The organism is Shewanella inventionis (assembly GCF_019931735.1).
Classification (GTDB): domain Bacteria; phylum Pseudomonadota; class Gammaproteobacteria; order Enterobacterales; family Shewanellaceae; genus Shewanella; species Shewanella inventionis.
The window spans coordinates 2,533,348-2,555,095 of sequence record NZ_CP082926.1; the positions used below are offsets into that span (position 1 = coordinate 2,533,348).

Consider the following 21,748-nt stretch of genomic DNA (forward strand, 5'->3'; position numbering starts at 1 on the left):
AATACTGATATTTAGGTTTGTATGATCACTTTTAGGTTGCAAACTTGTTGTTATTTTCATTGTTAGGTCCAAGGTAACAGTTTTTGGGCAAAATTGTTGGCTAATCCTAATCGAATAGCCGCACGATGACGGATTAAATATAATGCTTGGTAACATAAAGGCACTAAATACAAGCTGGTTACCGTTGAAAAGGTCAACCCGCCAATAATAGCGATTGCCATTGGGGAGTATGGTGGACCACCTCCACCAATTTGAGTGTCTCCCATCGCCAATGGCACTAAGCCCAACACCGTGGTTGCAACCGTCATCAATACGGGGCGCAAGCGAGTGATACACACACTAATAATCGTGTCGCTTAGTTTGTCTAATTCCGGTGTCATTTGGTTTATTTGATCAACCAAAACAATGCCGTTATTCACCACTATGCCCATTAAAATCAAGATGCCAATCATCGCCATCACCGACATTGGGGTGCCAGTCAGCCACAACGCCCAAAATACTCCAGTGATTGAAAACATTATTGATGTAATGATTGCTGTGGGCAGAAGTAGTGATTCAAATAACGCAGCCATGACGATGTAAATCATTGCGATGGCTAAAATCATATTCACTGCCATTATTGATTGGTCTTCATCTTGACGTTCAAAACCGCCACGAAGCGAATAGCCGTAACCGTAAGGGAAATTCACAGAGTCCATTACCTGGGTAATTTTTTCTTGTGCTTCTTCGGTGGTAAAGTCGTCTAAATTAGCGCCAATCGATAGCGCTGTCTGGCGATTAAAATGTCTTATTGTGTCAAAACGAGGCACCACAGAGACCTGGGCTAAACTGTCGAGAGTAAACACTCTGTCACCTTGACGAATAATCGGCAGCTGTTTGAGTTTTTCCAGTGACTGTTGCCAGTGCTTGTCATAGGCTAATTCAATGCGCAGTTCACCGCTGGGATCATGTCTAAATGAGCGCAATGGTGACCCGCGAAGTGCGATGGCAATGTTGGTGGCAATATCATTTAGGGTAAGATCTAAACGTGCAGCTATTTCTCGGTCTATCACTATGATGACTTCTTGCTGTGCGCCGTTAACCTCAGAGCGTACATCAACTAGGCCTTTAATGTTGTTCAGTAGTGGAACCACTTGCTCACTGATCCGAATAAGCTCAGTGGTTGAGCGCCCAGTGAGTGTGACTCGTATTCCACTGCTTTCATTACCCCAGCCAAATTGTGGTGTGGCAATTGAAAACTTAGGAAATCCTTCACGGATCATTTTTTTCAACTCACTCATTTCGATAGGAATATCTTTTTTTAATAGAATGGTTGATTGTGCATCGTGTGGCGCGTAATAACTGTAAACAGCATCAATGTAAAACGTGTCTTTATTAGCGTATAAATAGTCTTCCATGCTGTTAATCATGGCTTCAGTTACGGCTAAATTATGGCGGCCTTCAAGTTGATAATTAATGTAGAGCCTATCGTTACCTTCGCCGTCACCTTGATCTTGTTTAACTAAACTCAATGGTAACGCTGTAGACACTAATAAGGCGATCGCGATTACACCCGAACGTTTAGGACGGGTTAATACCCAGGTTAAGCTACGTTGATAAAATAGCCCAAGACGGGTGTTGTGATTGGCTGGTTCAACCTCAAAATGAAAATGATTAAGCATGAGTGGAATAAGTGTTTTGGCAACTAATAAAGAGGCCGCTAACGAAATACAAATAGCCACAGCAACATGCTCTAAAAAGATAGTGAGCTGCACTTTTACCCCAAATATATTAGGTAAAAACACAATGGCCGTTGTTAGTGTTCCAGCCAATACCGCTAAAGACACTTTTTCAACACCGCTTAACACGGCTTGTTGATTTGCCTTTATTTGGCAGGTGTCGTCAATATTGGCCGCTTGTTTTTCTTGCAATACGCTTTCAGTGACTACTACGGCATTATCAATTAGCATTCCAACAGCCAGTAGTAGCCCCATCATAGATAAAATATTGAGGCTATAGCCTAATATGTACATGCCTGCAAAGGTCATACACAGCGAAATGGGCACAGACGACACCACGACTAAAGTCATTTTTAGGTTTCGTAAAAACAGAAACAAAACCCCAAACGATAACAATGCGCCGATTAACCCAGACAATAAGAGATCTTTTAGTGAGGATTTAACGCCAAAGGCTTGGTCCTCCATAATAAATAACTTTATCCCTTGAAATTGCTGATCTTGTTTAACGAGCTCGATAACGTTAAGCACTCGGTCTGAGACTTCAACTAGGTTGGCGCCAGACTCTTTAAACACATCAATACCGACTGCGTATTTTTGATCTAAATGTCTGCCTTCTATTTTTTCAGGTAACGCATAACTGACCGTTGCGATGTCTTGCAAATGAATACCAGGAACTATCACTAAGGTGTTTATGTCGTCGAGACTGGTAAATTCTCCTTTTGGGGTTACTTGGTAAACTTGGGCATTTGTGCGAATGGTGCCCGCACTGATGACAAAATTTTCAGCTAACAACCGACTACGAAGTGCCTGGCTGTTTATACCTGACGCGGCTAATTTATCGGCATTTAGCCGTATTTCAATTTGTTTTTGTTCAACGCCATAGAGGGTAACTTTAGATACACCATCGACCCGTTCAAGCGGTTTACGTAGCTGTTTATCAAGTAAATCAAATGCGTTAGACAGCTCTCTCTCGCTCGATATACGAATGGTTAGCACCGGCATATCAGCAGTAGAAAACTGTTGAATAAACACTCGCTCAACATCTTTAGGCAGCATATGCCTTACAGAATCTATTTTTTCACGGGCTTCTAGGCTTTTGGTTGCGACATCTTCACCCCATTTCATATTCAGTTGTATAAAGGCGCCGTCTTGGGTTGAGTCTGAGCGTACTTCTTCTATGCCGCTCATTGTGGCCAATGACTCCTCAAGAACTTTGGTAATATCGCGTTCGACCTCTGCAGGGCTTGAGCCTTTATAAGGCACATTGACAACGATTTGTGGAATATCAATGCCCGGAAACATCTCTAGTGGCAACATTCGGCTTGCCGCCATACCAAATAACAAAATGGCGATAAAAAACATGCTCGTGGTGACTGGGCGTTTTATTGCCAGTTGGGTGATATTCATATTGTTGACTCCATATTGTCGAACTCAACTGGCGCATTGTATTGTTTACGGTCAAATAATGCGTAAAGCGCAGGGATCACAACAAGAGTTAACATGGTTGAAATACTTAAGCCGAAAATAACGGTGATAGCCATCGGCGCGCGCACTTCACTGCCATCACCCATGCCAATCGCCATGGGTAATAACCCCAATGTTGTTGTTAAGGTTGTCATCAAAATGGGGCGTAACCGAGATTGGGCAGCATCATTAATGGCTGTCAATTTATCTACGCCTTCACGGCGAAGTTGATTGATGCGATCAACTAATACAATGGCATTGTTGACAACAATACCGGCGAGCATGATAAGTCCAATAAACACCACCACACTTAAGTGAGTGCCAGTGATAAATAAACCAACAATACTACCTGCAACCGCCATGGGTACTGCTATGAGTATTAACAGCGGATGTAATAAGGATTCAAACTGACTGGCCATCACCAAGTAAACTAAAAAGATAGCCAGCACTAAAGCGATTTTTAATGAATCAAAAGAGTGTTCCATTTCTTCATTTTGACCGCCAAAACGAGCTTGAATTGAGCCAGGTAGTTGCTGTTTAGCGAGGATGTTATTGGCCTCAAGTACTGCCTCAGCAATATCGCCATAAGCTAAATTAGATGACACAATCGCCACGCGTTGTTGGCTAATTCGGTTAATGGCTGAAGGCCCGATTTGTAAATTTACTTTTGCAATGGCATTAAGGGGGATAGGTTGGCTGCTGTCAGGATTAATAATCAAGGACTCTATGTCACTAATTTGATCCCGCTCAGCGAGTTCACTTCGTACTAAAATATCGACTTTACGGTCTCGCACCGTGAACTGACTTGCAACGGTACCGCCAACACGTTGAGCGATACGATTTGCAACCGTTGGTGCATCCATGCCAAGAGCGGCTAAACGCTCATGATCAAAATGAATACTGATTTCGGGTTGACCATCGCGCAGTGAAGTATTGATATCGCTAAAGCGGTCATTTTCTGCCAATGCTTTAACCAGTTGATCAGCACTTAGTTTAAGTAACGTTAAGTCATAACCTGAGAGCTCAATTTCTATCGGCGTTTTAAAACTAAATAATTCAGGATGCTCTATTTGTGCTTCAAGCGCTGGAATGCTACGGGCTGTTTTACGAAGCACCTGGCTAACGGCATCAAAGGCTAAGTGATCAGCCAATACCACTTGTAATCGCCCCCAGTTTTCGCCACCTCTTGCTGTGTCTGATGTCATTAAGCCGCCGCTACCAGCCTGGCTGTATGCGTGTTTTACATCGTCGCGATCGTTAATTGATAACGCGAGCTGTTGAAGAACCGCGTCTGTCTCGCTAACTTCGGTACCTGGTGGTAATAGTATTTCTACATAAAACTCACCCTGATTCATGGGGGGAATGAGCTCCATACCAAGCCTAGGCAATAAACTACTAGCAGCCAATGTCATTATCAACGCGACAACCACAGTGAACACTTGATGGCGCAGCGCATGACGTAAAATGCGGTAATAAAATGACTCAACTATGCGATAAACTGCATTAAAACCTGCACAAATTGGCCTTAATATTAATCCCATTACGCTACTGACACATCTGCTGATAACGATAACTGCGGTGAGTAGGCCTGCTGGGATATAGCTAAACAGTAACTTAAATGGAAATTGTACTATCGCCAGGGCGTAGTAACCTGTTTTGCCTTTTAGGCTAGTTGGTTTTGTTACAACATTAGCTGTAAGTGGCTGAGGCAAGCTAGTAAACCCATTGCGTGATGCCAACATGGGGATGGCGGTTAAAGCAACAAACAGTGAGGCAAGTAGAGCAAAGGTGACGGTTAACGCTTGGTCGGCAAACAGTGCAGCAGCTATTCCATCAACAAACACTAACGGTAAAAACACGGCTAATGTGGTTAACGTTGAGGCAAAAATGGCGCCTGATACTTCTTTACAGCCTGTAACTGCGGCCTCAATTTTGCTCATTCCTTGTGCTTTGTAACGGTCTATGTTCTCTAAAACCACAATGGCATTATCAACTAACAAGCCGATGGCCAGTGCAATGCCGCCCAGTGACATGATGTTTAAACTAATATCAGCAAAATACATCATATTAAAGGTTGCAATAACTGAGAATGGAATGGATATTGAAATAATGAGGGTGGCGATAATGTCGCGTAAAAAGAGGTAAATCACCATCATTGCCAATAAGCTACCAAACAAGGCGGCAGAGGTGACTTCATTAACGGCACTCTCAATAAATTCAGATTGATCGTAAATTACTTTTAATTGATGTTCATTGCCGGCCTGATTAATGTTAGCCAGTTCTGCGAGTAACTTTTTAGCCACGGCAACGGTATTGGCATCACCTTCTTTATAAATGGCAAGTTCAATCGACTCCATTTCACCGATACGCGTAATGTCACTGCGCTCTTTGTAAGCATCTGATATGGTTGCAATGTCAGCTAGCCTTACGAGAGTTTGTCCGTGACGATAAACGATGACTTGGCCAAGCTCGTCCAGTGAGTTGAATTGATTTAAGGTTCTAACTAAATATTCTTTGTCGCCTTGAATCACTTTACCCGCAGATAAATTGATATTTTCTTCATTTATGCGACGTTTTATTTGGTCGGCATTAAGATTTAATTGACTGAGTTTTTGCTGATTGAGCTCAATGTGGACTTCTTGTTCTAGCCCTCCTGATAATCGCACTGCCGCAACACCAGATAATGCTTCAAGACGACGTTTAAGTTCTTCATCAGCAAAGGTACGCATTTGTTTTAATTGTTCTGCGTCGGCATTAGGGACAGAAAACGCTAAGCGCATAATAGGATCTAAATTAGGGTTAAAGCGCAATAACAGGGGTTTATTAATGTCTAAAGGCAGCTCAATGGTGTCGATTTTTTCTCGCACTTCTAGGCTTGCCATGTCCATGTTTGTGCCCCATTCAAATTCAAGCACTACATCAGACATACCTGAGCGTGAAATCGAGCTGATTTTACGTAAGCCTTTGACGACGCCAACGGCTTCTTCTATGGGTTTAGACACAAGTTGTTCAATTTCAACCGGTGCTGCGCCATCGTAAGCGGTACGAATGGTCACGCTAGGGTAGCTTAAGTCGGGTAATAATTTTACAGCTAGGCGTGAAAAGCCCACCATTCCAAAAAGCATTACTGCAAGCATGAACATCCACACAGTGACCGGACGGTTCACTGAAGTATTTATCATCGACATGTTCTTGCTCCGTTATCTAATTGCAGCAAAGTTAAGTGGTGTAATTATCTCAACCAAAGACCGATCTTTAAGGTTTTGTTGGCCACGAATAACAATTTGCTCGCCAGCACTAACGCCAGACAAAATTTCAACGGTATTGTTTTCACGGTAGCCTAAGCTAACTTCACGTCGCTCGGCTGTTGTGTCTTTGATAACATATAATGCTTGAGTATTATCTTGGTTTATCAGTGCATTATAGGGCACGGTTAACACATTTTGATGGGTGTCATATTTCAATTCTACGCGGGTAAACATACCCGCTTTTAAGACTGCATTTTGATTGGGTACCGCTAAGGTTACTTTAAATGTGCCACTTTGCGGATCGACAATCGGGCTAATCCGCAAAACCGTGGCATCGATTATCGTGTTGTTTGCTGTTGGATGTTGTTGAGAAATACTGGCATGTTGACCAATGCGTAAGCTGGTCAGTTCTTGTTCTGGCAAATGTAAAATACCGTGGAGCTGATCTTGATTAACCACATAAAAGAGTTCTTGAAATTCTTTGGCCATATTACCCACTTTGATATGGCGCGCTGCGATTACACCGTCAATAGGTGAGGTGATCTGACTTTCTTTGACTTGTAATTGCGCTAAGTCGCGTTGCGCTTTAGCGGCTTGAAGGTTGAATTCAAGTTTTGCTAATGCATCTTGGCTAATAAACTCTTTATTACTCATTTTATTTAAACGATTGAGTTCTTGCTCAATGATTTGTACTTCAGCTTCGGAGCGATTAAAGTCATATCGTTGGCGCTTAGCATCAATTACCGCCAGTACTTGTCCTTTAGTCACTCTGTCGCCTTCTTCTACATTAATGACTTCTACAATGCCTGAGATACGGCTCATCACGTGTGATTCTTCGGGGGCTTCAAGTGTTGCAGTGGTACTGTAAAATGAGGATACATTGCCGGTTTGAACGACTGTTGTTTCAACGGGTATAGCAAACTTTTCTTCCTGTTTACTCTTTTCTTCTTCGCCGCCACATGCGCTGAGTGCAGTGATACAAACGAAGGGGATGATGAGTTTTTTCATGCTGTTAAACCTATCCATTGGATACCTGCCAGTGTTATATTTTTTAGTTAATGACGGTTTAAAAATATGTTATGCCTTTATTGGTAAACGTCACGTTATCATTTGTAACTAATGTTAATTAACTGGGTGTAGCACTAAGTGTGCCAAAGTTTATAAGTATTAAATTACAAAGAGTTATGTGGTATGACTTACTGTGTTGGCGAAATTGACAATGTTAAATTAGTGAGAATAATTACAATTTGGTGTGATTCGTGATCATTTAATCGTTGAATTGGTAGACGGGTGTTTGATGTGGATAACAATTGATCTTAATAAAAGGAAATATTAATGAGAGCAGCAATATGGTTGTGCACAGTAACAGCGGCATTGTTATTGTCTTCTTGCAGTATGTTAGTGAGTCAGCAAACAGGTAAGCAGTCAGTATCAAGTAGTTTGATAGACTTTTTGTATCCTAAAAAAGAGCAGCGAGCAATACACAGTGAAGAAATCCCTGTGCTGACTTTGCCTGTTAAAGTGGGTATTGCATTTGTGCCTTCGTCTGGATGGCAACATGATGGTATCCATAATAAAGATCAATATGAGTTACTTGATAAGGTTAAAAGCGCATTTGTTAAATATGACTATATTGATCATATTGAGGTTATTCCTAGCTCATATTTAGCGGGTGGCGAGGGGTTCACAACACTTGAACAAGTAGGGCGTTTATATGATATCGATGTTATCGCGTTAGTGTCGTACGATCAGGTTACACAATCGGTTGAAAATAACGCGGCACTCTTGTATTGGACCATTGTGGGTATGTATGTGATACCGGGTAACGAAAATACCATTCAAACGTTTGTTGATACCGCAGTATTTGATATTAAAAGTCGTAAAATGCTATTTAGGGCACCAGGGATCAGCAAACTCGAAAAACGCACCACAGCTATTGGTATTGATGAAACCATGACTGAAAAATCGATGGAGGGGTTCAATATTGCTGTCAGTGATATGAGCAAAAATCTCGATGATGAACTTGCTCGATTTAAAGTGAGGGTGAAAGAAGAGAAGATTGCGAAGGTTGAGCACAGCAGCAATTACAGTGGTGGTTCTGTTGATCTGTACTTTAGCTTGCTGCTATTAGCCATGTTATGCATTCGATTTAGCGGTCATTACGTTAAGCGCTTAGTGTTGAGTGCTAAGTGCTAGCAAGCATTTTTCCTCTGCTGCATTGTAAACACCAGTTAATTTTACACAACAAAAAAGCGCCTTTCGGCGCTTTTTTAGTTTGGTTAATCAAGAGATTAACGCTTATCAACGCTCACAAAATCACGCGAAGACTCACCAGTGTATAACTGACGAGGACGGCTGATTTTATGGCCTGGTTGATCTAACATTTCTTTCCAGTGAGAAATCCAACCAACAGTACGTGACAATGCAAATAGCACTGTAAACATGCTGGTAGGGATACCAATGGCTTTCATGATGATACCAGAGTAGAAGTCAACGTTAGGGTATAGCTTCTTAGAGATGAAGTACTCATCTTCAAGTGCAATACGCTCAAGTTCCATTGCTACATCTAATAATGGATCAACCACTTTCAGTTCTTTAAGGACTTCATGACAGGTTTCACGCATGACTTTAGCGCGAGGGTCGAAGTTTTTATAAACACGGTGACCAAAGCCCATTAGGCGGAATGGATCATTTTTGTCTTTCGCTTTCTCGATGAACTCAGGAATGCGATCAACGCTGCCGATTTCTTCTAGCATCTGCAGACACGCTTCGTTAGCACCGCCATGAGCAGGTCCCCATAACGAAGCAATACCTGCTGCGATACATGCAAATGGATTAGCACCTGAAGAGCCAGCTAAACGAACTGTAGATGTTGATGCATTTTGCTCGTGATCTGCGTGTAATACAAAAATACGTTCCATGGCTTGTTCAACCACTGGATTAACTTTGTATGGTTCACAAGGCGTCGCAAACATCATCGACAGGAAGTTACCCGCATAACTTAAATCGTTGCGTGGGTAAACAAAAGGTTGACCCATTGAATATTTGTAGCACATCGCTGCGATGGTCGGCATTTTCGACACTAGGCGGTAAGCTGCAATTTCGCGATGCTTTGGATTGTTCACATCAAGAGAGTCTTGATAGAAAGCAGAAAGTGCACCGGTCACACCACAAAGCATTGCCATTGGGTGTGCATCACGACGGAAGCCTCTGAAGAAGAAGGCAATTTGCTCGTGAACCATAGTGTGTTCTTTCACCGTGGCAACAAATTGTTCATATTCAGCTTTCGATGGCAAATCACCGTAAAGGAGCAAGTAGCATAAATCTAAATAAGTTGATTCAGTGGCTAGCTGTTCAATTGGGTATCCACGATGTAACAAAATACCTTTATCACCGTCGATATAGGTAATTGCTGACTCACAAGATGCAGTCGCTAAAAAACCTGGATCAAAGGTGAAATACCCTTTTTTCCCAAGTGTACTGATGTCAATAACATCAAAACCTTCAGTACCTTTTTTAATAGGCAGGTCGATTGAATCGTTTCCTGGTAACTCTAATTTGGCTATATTATCAGCCATACCCCGTTCTCCTTACGTCATTCTTATCTATGAGTGCGGCATGTTAAGCGGACATTACTGTACAGCGAATGTGGATCGCAGATCAATTTAAATAAGCGTTTAAATTTGTTAGACCATGGTATATGTCCACTGAAAACCGCACTGTGCTTGCATTAGAATAAAAAATTACTAAAAAAACTTATTTTGCATAATGTGAGGTTTGTATTTGACAATTCCCGCGAGTATACTTGCCTGCGTCCCTAAGGGAGACCAACGTCACAGTTTAGAAATGATGAATTTACGAACTAAATAGTGATTTCTCAACTGACTAGATGTTTGAGAGTAGTCTGTTTTTTGTTTAATAGTGTTATGCCGAATGTCGACATTGTCCATTAAGCAAAGAATAGACACATAACAAAAATAATGCTCAATGGAGCTGAGTGAGCAGAACGTGAAAAAGCAAAGACCTGTCCATCTAGACCTGCAAACGATTCGCTTTCCTGCAACAGCGATCGCGTCAATCCTACACCGTATTTCCGGTGTCATCATGCTATTTGCTATTGGTATCCTTCTTTGGTTGTTAAATTCAACTTTAACATCAGCAGACGGTTTCGCTAGCGTACAATCCTTGTTTGATAGTTTCGTGATGAAGTTCATCCTCTGGGGAATTCTAACCGCGTTGGGTTATCACTTATTAGGTGGCATTCGTCATTTAATTATGGATACCGGCCGTTGGGAAGAGTTAACGTCGGGTGTCGCATCAGCTAAGGCTACATTTGCATTAGCAGCAGCCTTATCAATCATAGCGGGGATTTGGGTATGGTAACAAACGCAGCAAGTTTTGGACGCAGTGGTGTTCATGACTATATTTTATTACGCGCAAGCGCAGTGATTCTCGCTTGTTATACTATTTTTTTAGTAGGCTTTATCGCGTGTAGTGCCCCGTTAACCTTCGAGATTTGGAGTGGCTTATTTAGCGCACTGCCAATGAAAGTGTTTACCCTATTAACGCTGGTTGCCTTGCTTGTCCATGCTTGGATTGGTGTATGGCAAGTGTTGACTGACTATGTCAAACACACTGCGTTACGTGGTGTATTACAGTTTACCTTTGTTGTTGTCGCGTTTAGTTATTTAGCGTCAGGCATTGTAATAGTGTGGGGTGTTTAAGTGAGTATTCCAGTACGCGAATTTGATGCTATCGTAATCGGCGCTGGTGGCGCTGGTATGCGTGCAGCATTACAGATTTCTAAAGAAGGTAAAAGCTGTGCGCTTTTATCAAAAGTGTTTCCAACTCGTTCACATACCGTGTCTGCTCAAGGTGGTATCACCGTAGCATTAGGTAATGCGCACGAAGACCATTGGGAACAGCACATGTACGATACGGTTAAAGGTTCTGATTTTATCGGTGACCAAGAAGCCATTGAATTTATGTGCCAAACCGGCCCAGAAGCCATTATCGAACTTGAACAAATGGGCTTACCATTTTCTCGTTTCGATAACGGTACTATTTATCAACGTCCTTTCGGTGGTCAATCTCGTAACTTTGGTGGCGAGCAAGCAGCACGTACTGCCGCAGCGGCTGACCGTACAGGTCACGCGTTACTGCATTGTCTATATCAACAAAACGTTAAGCATAAAACAGATGTATTTTCTGAATGGTATGCATTAGATCTCGTTAAAAACGAAGATGGCGTTGTTGTGGGTTGTACCGCGATTGAAATCGAAACTGGCGAAATTGTTTACTTTAAAGCTAAAGCAACCATTTTAGCGACGGGTGGTGCAGGGCGTATTTACGCGTCAACCACTAACGCCCATATTAACACTGGCGATGGTGTTGGTATGGCTGCTCGCGCTGGTGTTCAGTTACAAGACATGGAAATGTGGCAGTTCCACCCAACGGGTATTGCTGGCGCAGGTGTGTTGGTTACTGAAGGTTGCCGTGGTGAAGGTGGATATCTGTTAAACAAAGATGGCGAACGTTTCATGGAACGTTATGCGCCAAACGCAAAAGACTTGGCGTCACGTGACGTAGTTGCGCGTTCAATGATGACAGAAATCCGTGAAGGTCGTGGTTTAGATGGTCCTTTAGGCCCACACTGCTTGCTTAAACTGGATCACCTAGGTAAAGAAACTCTAGAAGCTCGTTTACCAGGCGTTTGTGAACTATCGCGTACATTTGCGCATATCGATCCGGCTGATGGCCCGATCCCTGTATTACCAACTTGTCATTATATGATGGGTGGTTTACCGACTAAAGTTAGCGGACAGGTTATTCGTAAGAATGATGACGGCACAGAACAAGATGTACTTGGTTTGTTTGCAGTAGGTGAGATTGCCTGTGTATCAGTACATGGTGCTAACCGTTTAGGCGGTAACTCACTTCTCGATTTAGTGGTATTTGGTCGTGCAGCAGGTCAGCATTTAGGTAAAGCATTAGATGCAACACCTGATCCAAAAGCAGCGACAGACGTAGAAATTAATGCATCACTTGCCCGTCTTAACCGTTGGGAAAGCAACAAAGACGGTGAAGATCCAGCGGTTATCCGTAAAGATCTTCAATTGTGTATGCAATTAAATTTCTCTGTTTTCCGCAGTGGTGAAGCCATGGCTGAAGGTTTAGAACAGCTTCAAGCAATTCAAAAGCGTCTTGAAAATGCTAAGTTAAGCGATAACTCAAAAGAGTTTAATACTCAACGTATTGAATGCTTAGAGTTAGACAACTTAATGGCTACAGCGCTAGCGACTGCCTATGCAGCTAACTTCCGTACTGAAAGCCGCGGCGCGCATTCTCGTGAAGATTATTTAGAGCGTGATGATGATAACTGGTTATGCCATAGCTTATTTGACCCTGTCACTAGAGCAATGAGCAAGCGTGATGTCAACATGGCACCTAAATTACGTGAAGCCTTCCCACCTAAGAAACGTACCTACTAAGGCAGGAGTTGCAAAGATGAAATTAACATTTGCAGTGTATCGTTATAATCCTGATGTAGATACTAAGCCTTACATGAAGGATTACACCCTAGAAGTGCCAGACGGCTCTGATATGATGGTGTTAGATGCATTAATCAAACTGAAAGAACAAGACTCAACGCTTGCGTTTCGTCGCTCATGCCGTGAAGGTGTTTGTGGTTCTGACGGTTTAAACATGAATGGTAAAAACGGACTTGCGTGTATCACGCCATTATCGACCTTTAAAGGGAAGAAAATTGAAATCCGTCCTTTACCAGGCATGCCGGTAGTCCGTGATTTGGTTGTAGACTTAACGCAATTCTACAAGCAATACGAAAAAATTAAGCCTTATCTAATTAATGATGAAAAGGCGCCAGCTCGTGAACATTTACAATCACCTGAAGAGCGTGCTCATTTAGATGGTTTATATGAATGTATCATGTGTGCCTGCTGTTCAACTGCGTGTCCATCTTTCTGGTGGAACCCAGATAAATTTATCGGGCCAAGCGGCTTATTACATGCTTATCGCTTCTTGATTGATAGTCGTGACACGGCCACTGAAGAGCGTTTGTCTGAGTTAGACGATGCTTACAGTGTGTTCCGTTGCCACGGTATCATGAACTGTGTTGACGTTTGTCCAAAAGGATTAAACCCAACAAAAGCGATTGGCCATATTAAGTCAATGTTGCTTAAGCGAGCTGTTTAATGCACGAAGTAGAGCAACATAATATTTATTATTAGCTCTTGTAAGAGTCATCTTCATATTGGGGGTGGCTCTTTTGTGTGTTTAAGAAAGACCTTCTGCAATAATCTTGTTAAGATAATTTCAGAATACGTGTGAATAACCCTGCTTATTCACTGTTATGTTTATGGCTAGCACGTGTATCAAGTTTGAAAGGAATAACAATGCACCAAGGCATCATGAAAGCCTGGCTCGATTCATCACATTTAAGTGGTGCTAACTCGACCTACGTAGAAGAGATGTATGAAGCCTATCAAGAAGATCCGCAATCGGTAACTGCTGATTGGCAGCTTGTTTTTGATAATCTCCCGCCAGTGAACGGTGCCTCAGTAGATGTGCCCGAAACCGCCCACTCTAAAGTTCGTGACTATTTTCGTAGTTTAGCCCTTGAAAGTCGTTCAAAAGGCGCAGCGCGCGTAAGTGACCCCGAGCTAGACGCAAAACAAGTTAAAGTCTTGCAACTTATAAACGCTCACCGTTTCCGTGGTCACCAAAATGCAAATCTTGATCCTTTAGGATTATGGAAGCGTGAGGCTGTTCAAGAATTAGACCCTGCTTACCACGGCTTAACGGCTGAAGACATGCAGCGCGAGTTTAATACTGGTTCGTTTGCTTTAGGCGGCGAAACCATGAAGCTTGCAGATATAATTCACGCGTTGAAAACCACCTATTGTGGTTCGATTGGCGCTGAGTATATGCACATTACCGACACTGATGAAAAACGTTGGATCCAACAACGTCTTGAGCCAACACTGGGTAAAGCAAAATACGATAACGCGGTTAAAAAACGTATTCTTGAAGGGTTGAACGCTGCTGAAGGTATGGAAAAATACCTTGGTGCTAAGTTCCCTGGGGCTAAACGTTTCTCCCTAGAAGGTGGCGATGCGTTAGTACCTATGATGCGTGAAATTATTTACCGTGCAGGCGAAGCCGGAACCAAAGAAATTGTCGTCGGTATGGCTCACCGCGGTCGATTAAACCTGTTGGTCAATATTTTAGGTAAACGTCCTGCTGAATTGTTTGACGAATTTGCTGGTAAGCATGCTGATACTCATGGTTCAGGTGATGTGAAATACCATCAAGGTTTTTCATCAGATTTTGAAACCCCAGGCGGCAATGTTCATTTAGCATTAGCCTTTAACCCATCTCACCTAGAGATCGTTAACCCAGTGGTTATTGGTTCTGTTCGCGCTCGTCAAGACCGTCGTGGTTGTAAAGATGGCTTACAAGTGATGCCAATTACCATTCACGGTGACTCGGCCATTACGGGGCAGGGCATTGTACAAGAGACGTTTAACATGTCTCAAACACGTGGTTTTACTGTGGGCGGAAGTATTCGTATCGTAGTGAACAACCAAGTGGGCTTTACCACGTCTAACCATGCTGATGTGCGTTCTACAGAATACTGTACTGACATCGCCAAAATGGTGCAGGCGCCTATTTTCCACGTTAATTCAGATGACCCAGAAGCGGTAGCGTTTATTTCTCAGCTTGCTGTCGATTATCGTAATGAATTTAAACGTGATGTTGTTATTGATTTAGTGTGTTACCGTCGTCATGGCCATAACGAAGCCGATGAGCCTAGTGCCACTCAGCCGTTAATGTACGCAAAAATCAAAAAGCATCAAACTCCTCGTAAAATTTATGCTGACAAGCTGATTGCTGAGAAAAGTATAGATGAGGAAGAAGTAACAGGCTTAATTAATCATTACCGTGACGCACTAGATGCCGGTGATTGTGTGGTAAAAGAATGGCGCCCAATGACGCTACACACGGTTGACTGGACACCTTATTTAAATCGCGAATGGGATGAAGATTACGTCAGCGAAATGCCGATGGAACGCTTACAGAATCTAGCTAATAAATTAGTCGATATTCCTCAAAACCATGCTTTACAGTCACGTGTTGCTAAAATATATAGCGACCGCGTAGCAATGGCGAAAGGCGAAAAATTATTAGATTGGGGTTTTGCAGAAACCTTAGCTTATGCTTCTATCCTTGAAGATAAAAAGCGTGTGCGTATAACAGGTCAAGACTCTGGTCGTGGTACTTTCTTCCATCGCCATGCTGTTTTGCATAATCAAAAAGATGGCACAACATATTTACCACTTCGTAATGTGGCCGAAGATCAAGCGCCAATTAACATTACCGATTCTGTGTTGTCTGAAGCATCAGTACTTGCATTTGAATATGGCTACGCAACTGCAGAGCCTGGTGGATTGACTATTTGGGAAGCTCAGTTTGGCGATTTTGTTAACTGTGCTCAAGTGGTTATCGATCAGTTCTTGTCATCAGGTGAGCAAAAATGGGGCCGTTTATGTGGTCTAACAATGCTGCTTCCTCATGGTTATGAAGGCCAAGGCCCTGAACATTCTAGTGCACGTTTAGAGCGTTTCTTGCAACTTTGTGCTAACCATAATATGCAAGTGTGTGTACCTTCAACACCTGCACAGGTTTACCACATGTTACGCCGTCAAGTGGTTCGCCCTATGCGTCGTCCATTAGTGGTAATGTCACCTAAATCTTTGCTACGTCATCCTCTTGCAGTGTCAAGTTTGGAAGAGCTGGCTGAAGGGACGTTCCAAAACATTATTGGTGAAATCGATACATTAGATGCCAGTAAAGTCGATCGCGTAGTATTTTGTAGCGGTAAAGTTTACTTTGAACTGCTCGAAAAACGCCGTAAAGAAAACATCGAAAACATCGCCATTATTCGTGTTGAACAGTTGTACCCGTTCCCTGATTTGGAAATGCGTGCAGCACTAGAAGCATATCAACATGTTAAAGACTTTGTATGGTGTCAGGAAGAACCACAAAACCAGGGTGCATGGTACTGTAGTCAGCATCATTTCTGGGCTAACATTCCAGCAGGTGCGCAATTAACGTATGCCGGTCGTGAAGCGTCAGCTGCGCCAGCATGTGGTTATCCAGCATTGCATGTACACCAGCAAGAATCATTAGTGAATAGCGCATTAAAACTGTCGTAATAGATAATATATATAAGGGAAGCTTTCAATGAGTATCGAAATTAAGGTACCCGTATTACCAGAATCTGTTGCTGATGCAACGATTGCTACTTGGCATGTTAAACCTGGTGAAGCGGTCACTCGCGATCAAAATTTAGTTGATATCGAGACTGATAAAGTCGTGTTAGAAGTGGTTGCACCAGAAGACGGTTCTATTTCTGAATTGTTGTTCCAAGAAGGCGACACAGTTTTAGGTGAGCAAGTAATTGCTAAGTTTGTTGCTGGTGTTGTATCTGGTCAAGAAGTGACTAAAGCTGAAGCGCAAGCTCCAGCAGCATCTGCAACTACAGAAGCGGCAAGTGATGAGTCTAACGATGCATTAAGCCCATCTGTTCGTCGTTTGATTGCCGAACACAACCTTGATGCTGCCAAAATTAAAGGTACTGGTGTTGGTGGACGCATTACTAAAGAAGACGTTGAAGCATTCGTTAAGTCTGCTCCTGCAAAATCTGCCCCAGCAGCTGCACCCGTTGCACCGCTTGAAGGCCGTAGCGAAAAACGTGTCCCTATGACTCGTTTACGTAAAACCATTGCAACACGTCTGTTAGAAGCTAAAAACTCGACAGCCATGTTAACGACGTTTAACGAAGTTAACATGAAGCCAATCATGGATATTCGTAAGCAATACCAAGATGTGTTTGAAAAACGCCACGGTATTCGTTTAGGTTTTATGTCTTTCTATATCAAAGCGGTTACAGAAGCACTTAAACGTTTCCCTGAAGTTAACGCGTCAATCGATGGTGATGATATTGTTTATCACAACTATTTCGATATCAGCATCGCAGTATCAACTCCTCGTGGCCTGGTAACACCAGTACTACGTGATACAGATACCATGAACCTAGCTGAAATTGAAAAAGCGGTTCGTGATCTTGCTATTAAAGGCCGTGACGGTAAATTATCTGTTGCTGACATGACTGGCGGTAACTTCACTGTGACTAACGGTGGTGTGTTTGGCTCACTTATGTCTACCCCTATTTTAAACCTGCCACAAAGCGCAATCTTAGGCATGCATGCCATTAAAGATCGCCCAATGGCAGTTAATGGCCAGGTTGAAATCCTGCCTATGATGTACCTAGCACTCTCTTATGACCATCGTATTGTTGATGGCCGTGAGTCAGTTGGCTTCTTAGTCGCTATTAAAGACTTCTTAGAAGATCCAACACGTCTACTACTTGATCTATAAGTCAGTAGATAAACCCTCGTCGCTGGCTCACAACGAGCCAGTTGGATTTGATTAGAAGTATATGGATAGATCATCATGAATTTGCATGAGTATCAGGCAAAATCTTTATTTGCCGAATATGGTTTACCAGTCTCTGAAGGTTTTGCATGTGATACTGCTCAAGAAGCAGTTGAAGCAGCTGGCCACATTGGCGGAAATATGTGGGTTGTTAAGTGTCAAGTACACGCTGGCGGCCGTGGTAAAGCTGGTGGAGTTAAAGTGACTGGCAACAAAGACGAAATCAGAGCATTCGCTGAAAACTGGTTAGGTAAAAACTTAGTAACATATCAGACTGACGCTAAAGGTCAGCCAGTTGCTAAAATCCTAGTTGAAAGCTGTACTGACATCGCTAACGAACTGTACCTAGGTGCAGTAGTTGACCGTAGCACTCGTCGTGTAGTGTTCATGGCGTCAACTGAAGGTGGCGTTGAAATTGAAAAAGTAGCAGAAGAGTCTCCTGAACTTATTCACACTGCTATTATCGACCCATTAACTGGTCCTCAAGCATACCAAGCACGTGATCTTGGCTTCAAGTTAGGTTTAAACCCAACTCAAATGAAGCAGTTCACTAAGATCTTTATGGGTCTAGCTAACATGTTTAACGACCATGATTTTGCGTTATTAGAAATCAACCCACTTGTTATCACCACTGAAGGTAACCTTCACTGTTTAGATGGCAAAATCGGTATCGATGGCAACGCATTATTCCGTCAACCAAAAATCAAAGCAATGCACGATCCATCTCAAGATGACGCTCGTGAAGCGCACGCTGCTAAGTTTGAATTAAACTATGTAGCATTAGATGGCAACGTAGGTTGTATGGTTAACGGTGCTGGCCTAGCAATGGGCACAATGGACATCGTAAATCTACACGGCGGCAAGCCAGCTAACTTCCTAGACGTTGGCGGCGGAGCAACAAAAGAACGTGTTGCTGAAGCATTTAAGATCATTCTTTCTGACAGCAATGTTAAAGCCGTATTGGTTAACATCTTCGGTGGTATCGTTCGTTGCGATATGATCGCTGAAGGTATTATCGGTGCAGTGAAAGAAGTGGGCGTTAAAGTGCCAGTGGTTGTTCGTCTTGAAGGTACTAACGCCGAATTAGGTCGTGAAGTATTGGCTAAGTCTGGTCTTGATATCATCGCGGCAACAAGTCTAACTGACGCGGCTGAGCAAGTTGTTAAAGCTGCGGAGGGCAAATAATGTCTGTTTTAATTAACAAAGATACCAAGGTAATCTGTCAAGGTTTCACTGGTGGTCAGGGTACTTTCCACTCTGAGCAGGCGATTGCTTATGGCACGCAAATGGTTGGTGGTGTTTCTCCAGGAAAAGGTGGTCAAACTCACCTAGGTCTTCCTGTGTTTAACACAGTTAAAGATGCAGTAGCGGCAACAGGCGCAACTGCAACTGTTATCTATGTACCAGCACCATTTTGTAAAGATGCAATCCTTGAAGCAATCGATGCTGGCCTTGAGCTAATCGTTTGTATCACTGAAGGTATCCCTACACTTGATATGCTACAAGTGAAAGTGAAGCTAGAAGAAACTGGCACTCGCATGATCGGTCCTAACTGCCCAGGTGTTATCACTCCTGGTGAATGTAAGATTGGTATTATGCCTGGTCACATTCACAAGCCAGGTAAAGTGGGTATTGTTTCACGCTCTGGTACTTTAACGTACGAAGCGGTTAAGCAAACAACTGACGAAGGTTTCGGCCAATCTACTTGTGTTGGTATTGGTGGCGACCCAATTCCTGGTACTAACTTCATCGACGTATTGGAAATGTTCCAAAACGATCCACAAACTGAAGCGATTGTTATGATCGGTGAAATCGGTGGTAACGCTGAAGAAGAAGCTGCTGAATATATCAAAGCACACGTAACTAAGCCTGTTGTATCTTACATTGCTGGTGTGACTGCACCAGAAGGTAAGCGTATGGGCCATGCTGGCGCGATTATCGCTGGCGGTAAAGGTACTGCTGCTGATAAATTTGCTGCGCTTGAAGCTGCTGGTGTAACTACTGTTCGCTCTTTAGCTGACATTGGTAAAGCATTACGCACTAAAACTGGCTGGTAATTCATTACCCAGTTGGAAAAAGGCGCTTAGGCGCCTTTTTTATTACCTTTTATATAGGTTTTATAGATGGCCATTGCGAATATTATTTTTCCGATTATGTTTATAGTTACTCTTGGCTATGGACTGACTCGTGCTGGCTTTTTTAATAAAGATCACATTGCAGGCCTGAGTAAATTTACCTTTTATGTCAGTATTCCTGCGTTTTTATTTATTAATATGTTGGCGGCACCTTTTGCTCAAAGTATTGACCCGTATTTGTTATTAGCATTTTATATTCCAGTGATATTGGTGTTTGTTATCGGCTATCAGATTAATCGATATTTTGGAGCAAACACACACAGAACCAGCGATGCTAGTGCTGTTTTTGGATTAGGTTGTAGTTATTCAAACACTGTTATTGTTGGGTTACCGGTGATTTCTGCAGCACTGGGCAAAGCAATGATTGGTTCGATATTCATGATCATTACTTTCCACAGTGCTGTCTTGTTTGCGTTAACATTCTTATTGGCTTCACGCGCTCAGCAGCATGGCTTTTCTTGGCGCAACTTTGCCCGCTCTATGGTGCTAAATCCTGTGGTGTTAAGTATTACTCTTGGGATTATTGCTAACGGTTTGAATATCAATTTAGGCCAACAACTTAATGATGGACTGTCATTATTAGCTACGCCTGCTCTGGCTTGTGCTTTATTTGTGTTAGGTGCAAATCTGAGTTTTTATCGAATTGGCGAAAACTGGCGCTTTGCTTTGGTTGCGAGCATGCTGAAAATTTTAATATTACCGGCTTTGGTTTACCTGATGGCGGATAAGGTATTTGGCTTTACTTTACAAAATACCGTTATGCTGGTCTTACTAAGTGCTTCACCCTTAGGTGTTAATGCCTATTTAATTGCGACAGAGATTAAACAATATCAATCAACGTTAGGCAGTACAGTGGTGTTATCAACGTTGTTATCAGTATTGAGCTATAGCTTATGGCTAACCTGGTTGATTTAGGGAAAAACAGGAATGATAGGCAATAAAAAACCAGCTAAACAGCTGGTTTTTTACATACTGACTATTCGTCGGCGTGATCGCAAGTGTCGTTGGTGCAGTGACCATAAAGATACAAACTGTGATGAGTTAATTTGATATTGTGGCGCATGGCGATTTCGTCCTGGCGACGTTCAATTACTTCGTCAGAAAACTCAATCACTTTATCACAGGTTAAGCACACCAGATGGTCATGGTGGTGTTGCGTTGACATTTCAAATACGGCTTTGCCACTTTCAAAATGATGACGATTAAGGATCCCTGCATCGTCAAATTGGTTGAGTACGCGATATACCGTTGCTAAACCAATTTCTTCGCCGACTTCGAGAAGTTTTTTATACAAGTCTTCGGCGCTGATGTGCTGATTTTCAGGGTCTTGCATCAGTTCTAGGATTTTAACTCGCGGCAGGGTTATTTTTAATCCGGCTTTTTTTAGCGCTTGATTTCCATCTGTCATTGCTAATCTCTTGATTGCAGAACCCATCGGTTCATCGGTGGATAATATAATCATTATATGTCTTGATGTTGCAAACATAAACCTCTTAACGCGCTTTATCAACTAATATGGAGAATATTTAGTAAAACACCGACTTAAGTTGATGCAATTTGTGCGATATTGGTTAAATAACAACAGTAAACTTACTTCTACTAAGGGATTATTGCACTTACTATGGGTAAGGTTATGATGAGACTATAAGATTTACAGTTAAAA

15 protein-coding genes are annotated in these 21,748 nt (G+C 42.5%); 10 read left to right on the forward strand and 5 right to left on the reverse strand.

All coding sequences use genetic code 11. The features are described from left to right. Nucleotides 1-62: 62 nt before the first annotated feature. Genes K8B83_RS11300 through K8B83_RS11310 form a run of 3 tightly spaced genes read right to left on the reverse strand, consistent with a single transcriptional unit; the run spans nt 63 to nt 7,456 of the window. Nucleotides 63-3,125, reverse strand: coding sequence for an efflux RND transporter permease subunit (locus tag K8B83_RS11300; protein WP_188739255.1), 3,063 nt, complete (start codon nt 3,123-3,125; stop codon nt 63-65). After that, nucleotides 3,122-6,370 carry an efflux RND transporter permease subunit gene (locus K8B83_RS11305; protein ID WP_223417196.1) on the reverse strand — a complete coding sequence of 1,083 codons (3,249 nt, stop codon included), beginning with the start codon at nt 6,368-6,370 and terminating at the stop codon, nt 3,122-3,124. Before K8B83_RS11305 ends, K8B83_RS11300 begins: the two co-directional genes overlap by 4 nt. A gap of 12 nt (nt 6,371-6,382) precedes the next feature. Then, entirely contained in the window at nt 6,383-7,456 is a 1,074-nt protein-coding gene (locus K8B83_RS11310) for an efflux RND transporter periplasmic adaptor subunit (protein ID WP_223417197.1), read from the reverse strand. A 309-nt stretch (nt 7,457-7,765) separates the two neighbouring features. On the opposite strand from K8B83_RS11310, the gene rhlP reads away from it, so the two are divergent. After that, nucleotides 7,766-8,626 carry a rhombotarget lipoprotein gene (gene rhlP, locus K8B83_RS11315; protein WP_223417198.1) on the forward strand — a complete coding sequence of 287 codons (861 nt, stop codon included), beginning with the start codon at nt 7,766-7,768 and terminating at the stop codon, nt 8,624-8,626. Between the two features lie 95 nt (nt 8,627-8,721). On the opposite strand, the gene K8B83_RS11320 is transcribed toward rhlP, so the two are convergent. Further along, nucleotides 8,722-10,008, reverse strand: coding sequence for a citrate synthase (locus K8B83_RS11320; protein WP_188739251.1), 1,287 nt, complete (start codon nt 10,006-10,008; stop codon nt 8,722-8,724). Nucleotides 10,009-10,417: 409 nt separating this feature from the next. On the opposite strand from K8B83_RS11320, the gene sdhC reads away from it, so the two are divergent. From sdhC to K8B83_RS11365, 9 genes are all read left to right on the forward strand, one after another. Then, entirely contained in the window at nt 10,418-10,813 is a 396-nt protein-coding gene (gene sdhC / locus K8B83_RS11325) for a succinate dehydrogenase cytochrome b556 subunit (protein WP_223417199.1), read from the forward strand. Beyond that, nucleotides 10,807-11,154, forward strand: coding sequence for a succinate dehydrogenase, hydrophobic membrane anchor protein (gene sdhD, locus K8B83_RS11330; RefSeq protein WP_223417200.1), 348 nt, complete (start codon nt 10,807-10,809; stop codon nt 11,152-11,154). The genes sdhC and sdhD overlap by 7 nt, the downstream gene beginning before the upstream one ends. Further along, nucleotides 11,155-12,921: a succinate dehydrogenase flavoprotein subunit gene (sdhA, locus tag K8B83_RS11335; protein ID WP_188739249.1), complete on the forward strand. Its 1,767-nt coding sequence runs from the start codon at nt 11,155-11,157 to the stop codon at nt 12,919-12,921. Nucleotides 12,922-12,937: 16 nt separating this feature from the next. Beyond that, a complete protein-coding gene (locus K8B83_RS11340; protein ID WP_188739248.1) occupies nt 12,938-13,645 on the forward strand; it encodes a succinate dehydrogenase iron-sulfur subunit in 708 nt (235 codons plus the stop codon). 200 nt (nt 13,646-13,845) lie between these two features. Then, entirely contained in the window at nt 13,846-16,668 is a 2,823-nt protein-coding gene (sucA, locus tag K8B83_RS11345) for a 2-oxoglutarate dehydrogenase E1 component (protein ID WP_223417201.1), read from the forward strand. Between the two features lie 28 nt (nt 16,669-16,696). Beyond that, on the forward strand, nt 16,697-17,893 hold the full coding sequence (gene odhB, locus K8B83_RS11350; protein WP_188739246.1) for a 2-oxoglutarate dehydrogenase complex dihydrolipoyllysine-residue succinyltransferase: 1,197 nt from the start codon (nt 16,697-16,699) through the stop codon (nt 17,891-17,893). Between the two features lie 75 nt (nt 17,894-17,968). Next, nucleotides 17,969-19,135 carry an ADP-forming succinate--CoA ligase subunit beta gene (sucC, locus tag K8B83_RS11355; RefSeq protein ID WP_188739245.1) on the forward strand — a complete coding sequence of 389 codons (1,167 nt, stop codon included), beginning with the start codon at nt 17,969-17,971 and terminating at the stop codon, nt 19,133-19,135. Beyond that, the gene (gene sucD / locus K8B83_RS11360; RefSeq protein WP_188739244.1) at nt 19,135-20,007 is read left to right on the forward strand and encodes a succinate--CoA ligase subunit alpha; all 873 of its coding nucleotides are present in this window, start codon (nt 19,135-19,137) and stop codon (nt 20,005-20,007) included. The genes sucC and sucD overlap by 1 nt, the downstream gene beginning before the upstream one ends. A 66-nt stretch (nt 20,008-20,073) precedes the next feature. Next, nucleotides 20,074-21,000 carry an AEC family transporter gene (locus K8B83_RS11365; RefSeq protein WP_223417202.1) on the forward strand — a complete coding sequence of 309 codons (927 nt, stop codon included), beginning with the start codon at nt 20,074-20,076 and terminating at the stop codon, nt 20,998-21,000. 61 nt (nt 21,001-21,061) lie between these two features. Here K8B83_RS11365 and fur read toward each other — a convergent pair whose 3' ends face one another. Continuing rightward, complete coding sequence (gene fur / locus K8B83_RS11370) at nt 21,062-21,493, reverse strand: ferric iron uptake transcriptional regulator (protein ID WP_188739279.1); 432 nt, start codon at nt 21,491-21,493, stop codon at nt 21,062-21,064. Nucleotides 21,494-21,748 lie beyond the last annotated feature (255 nt).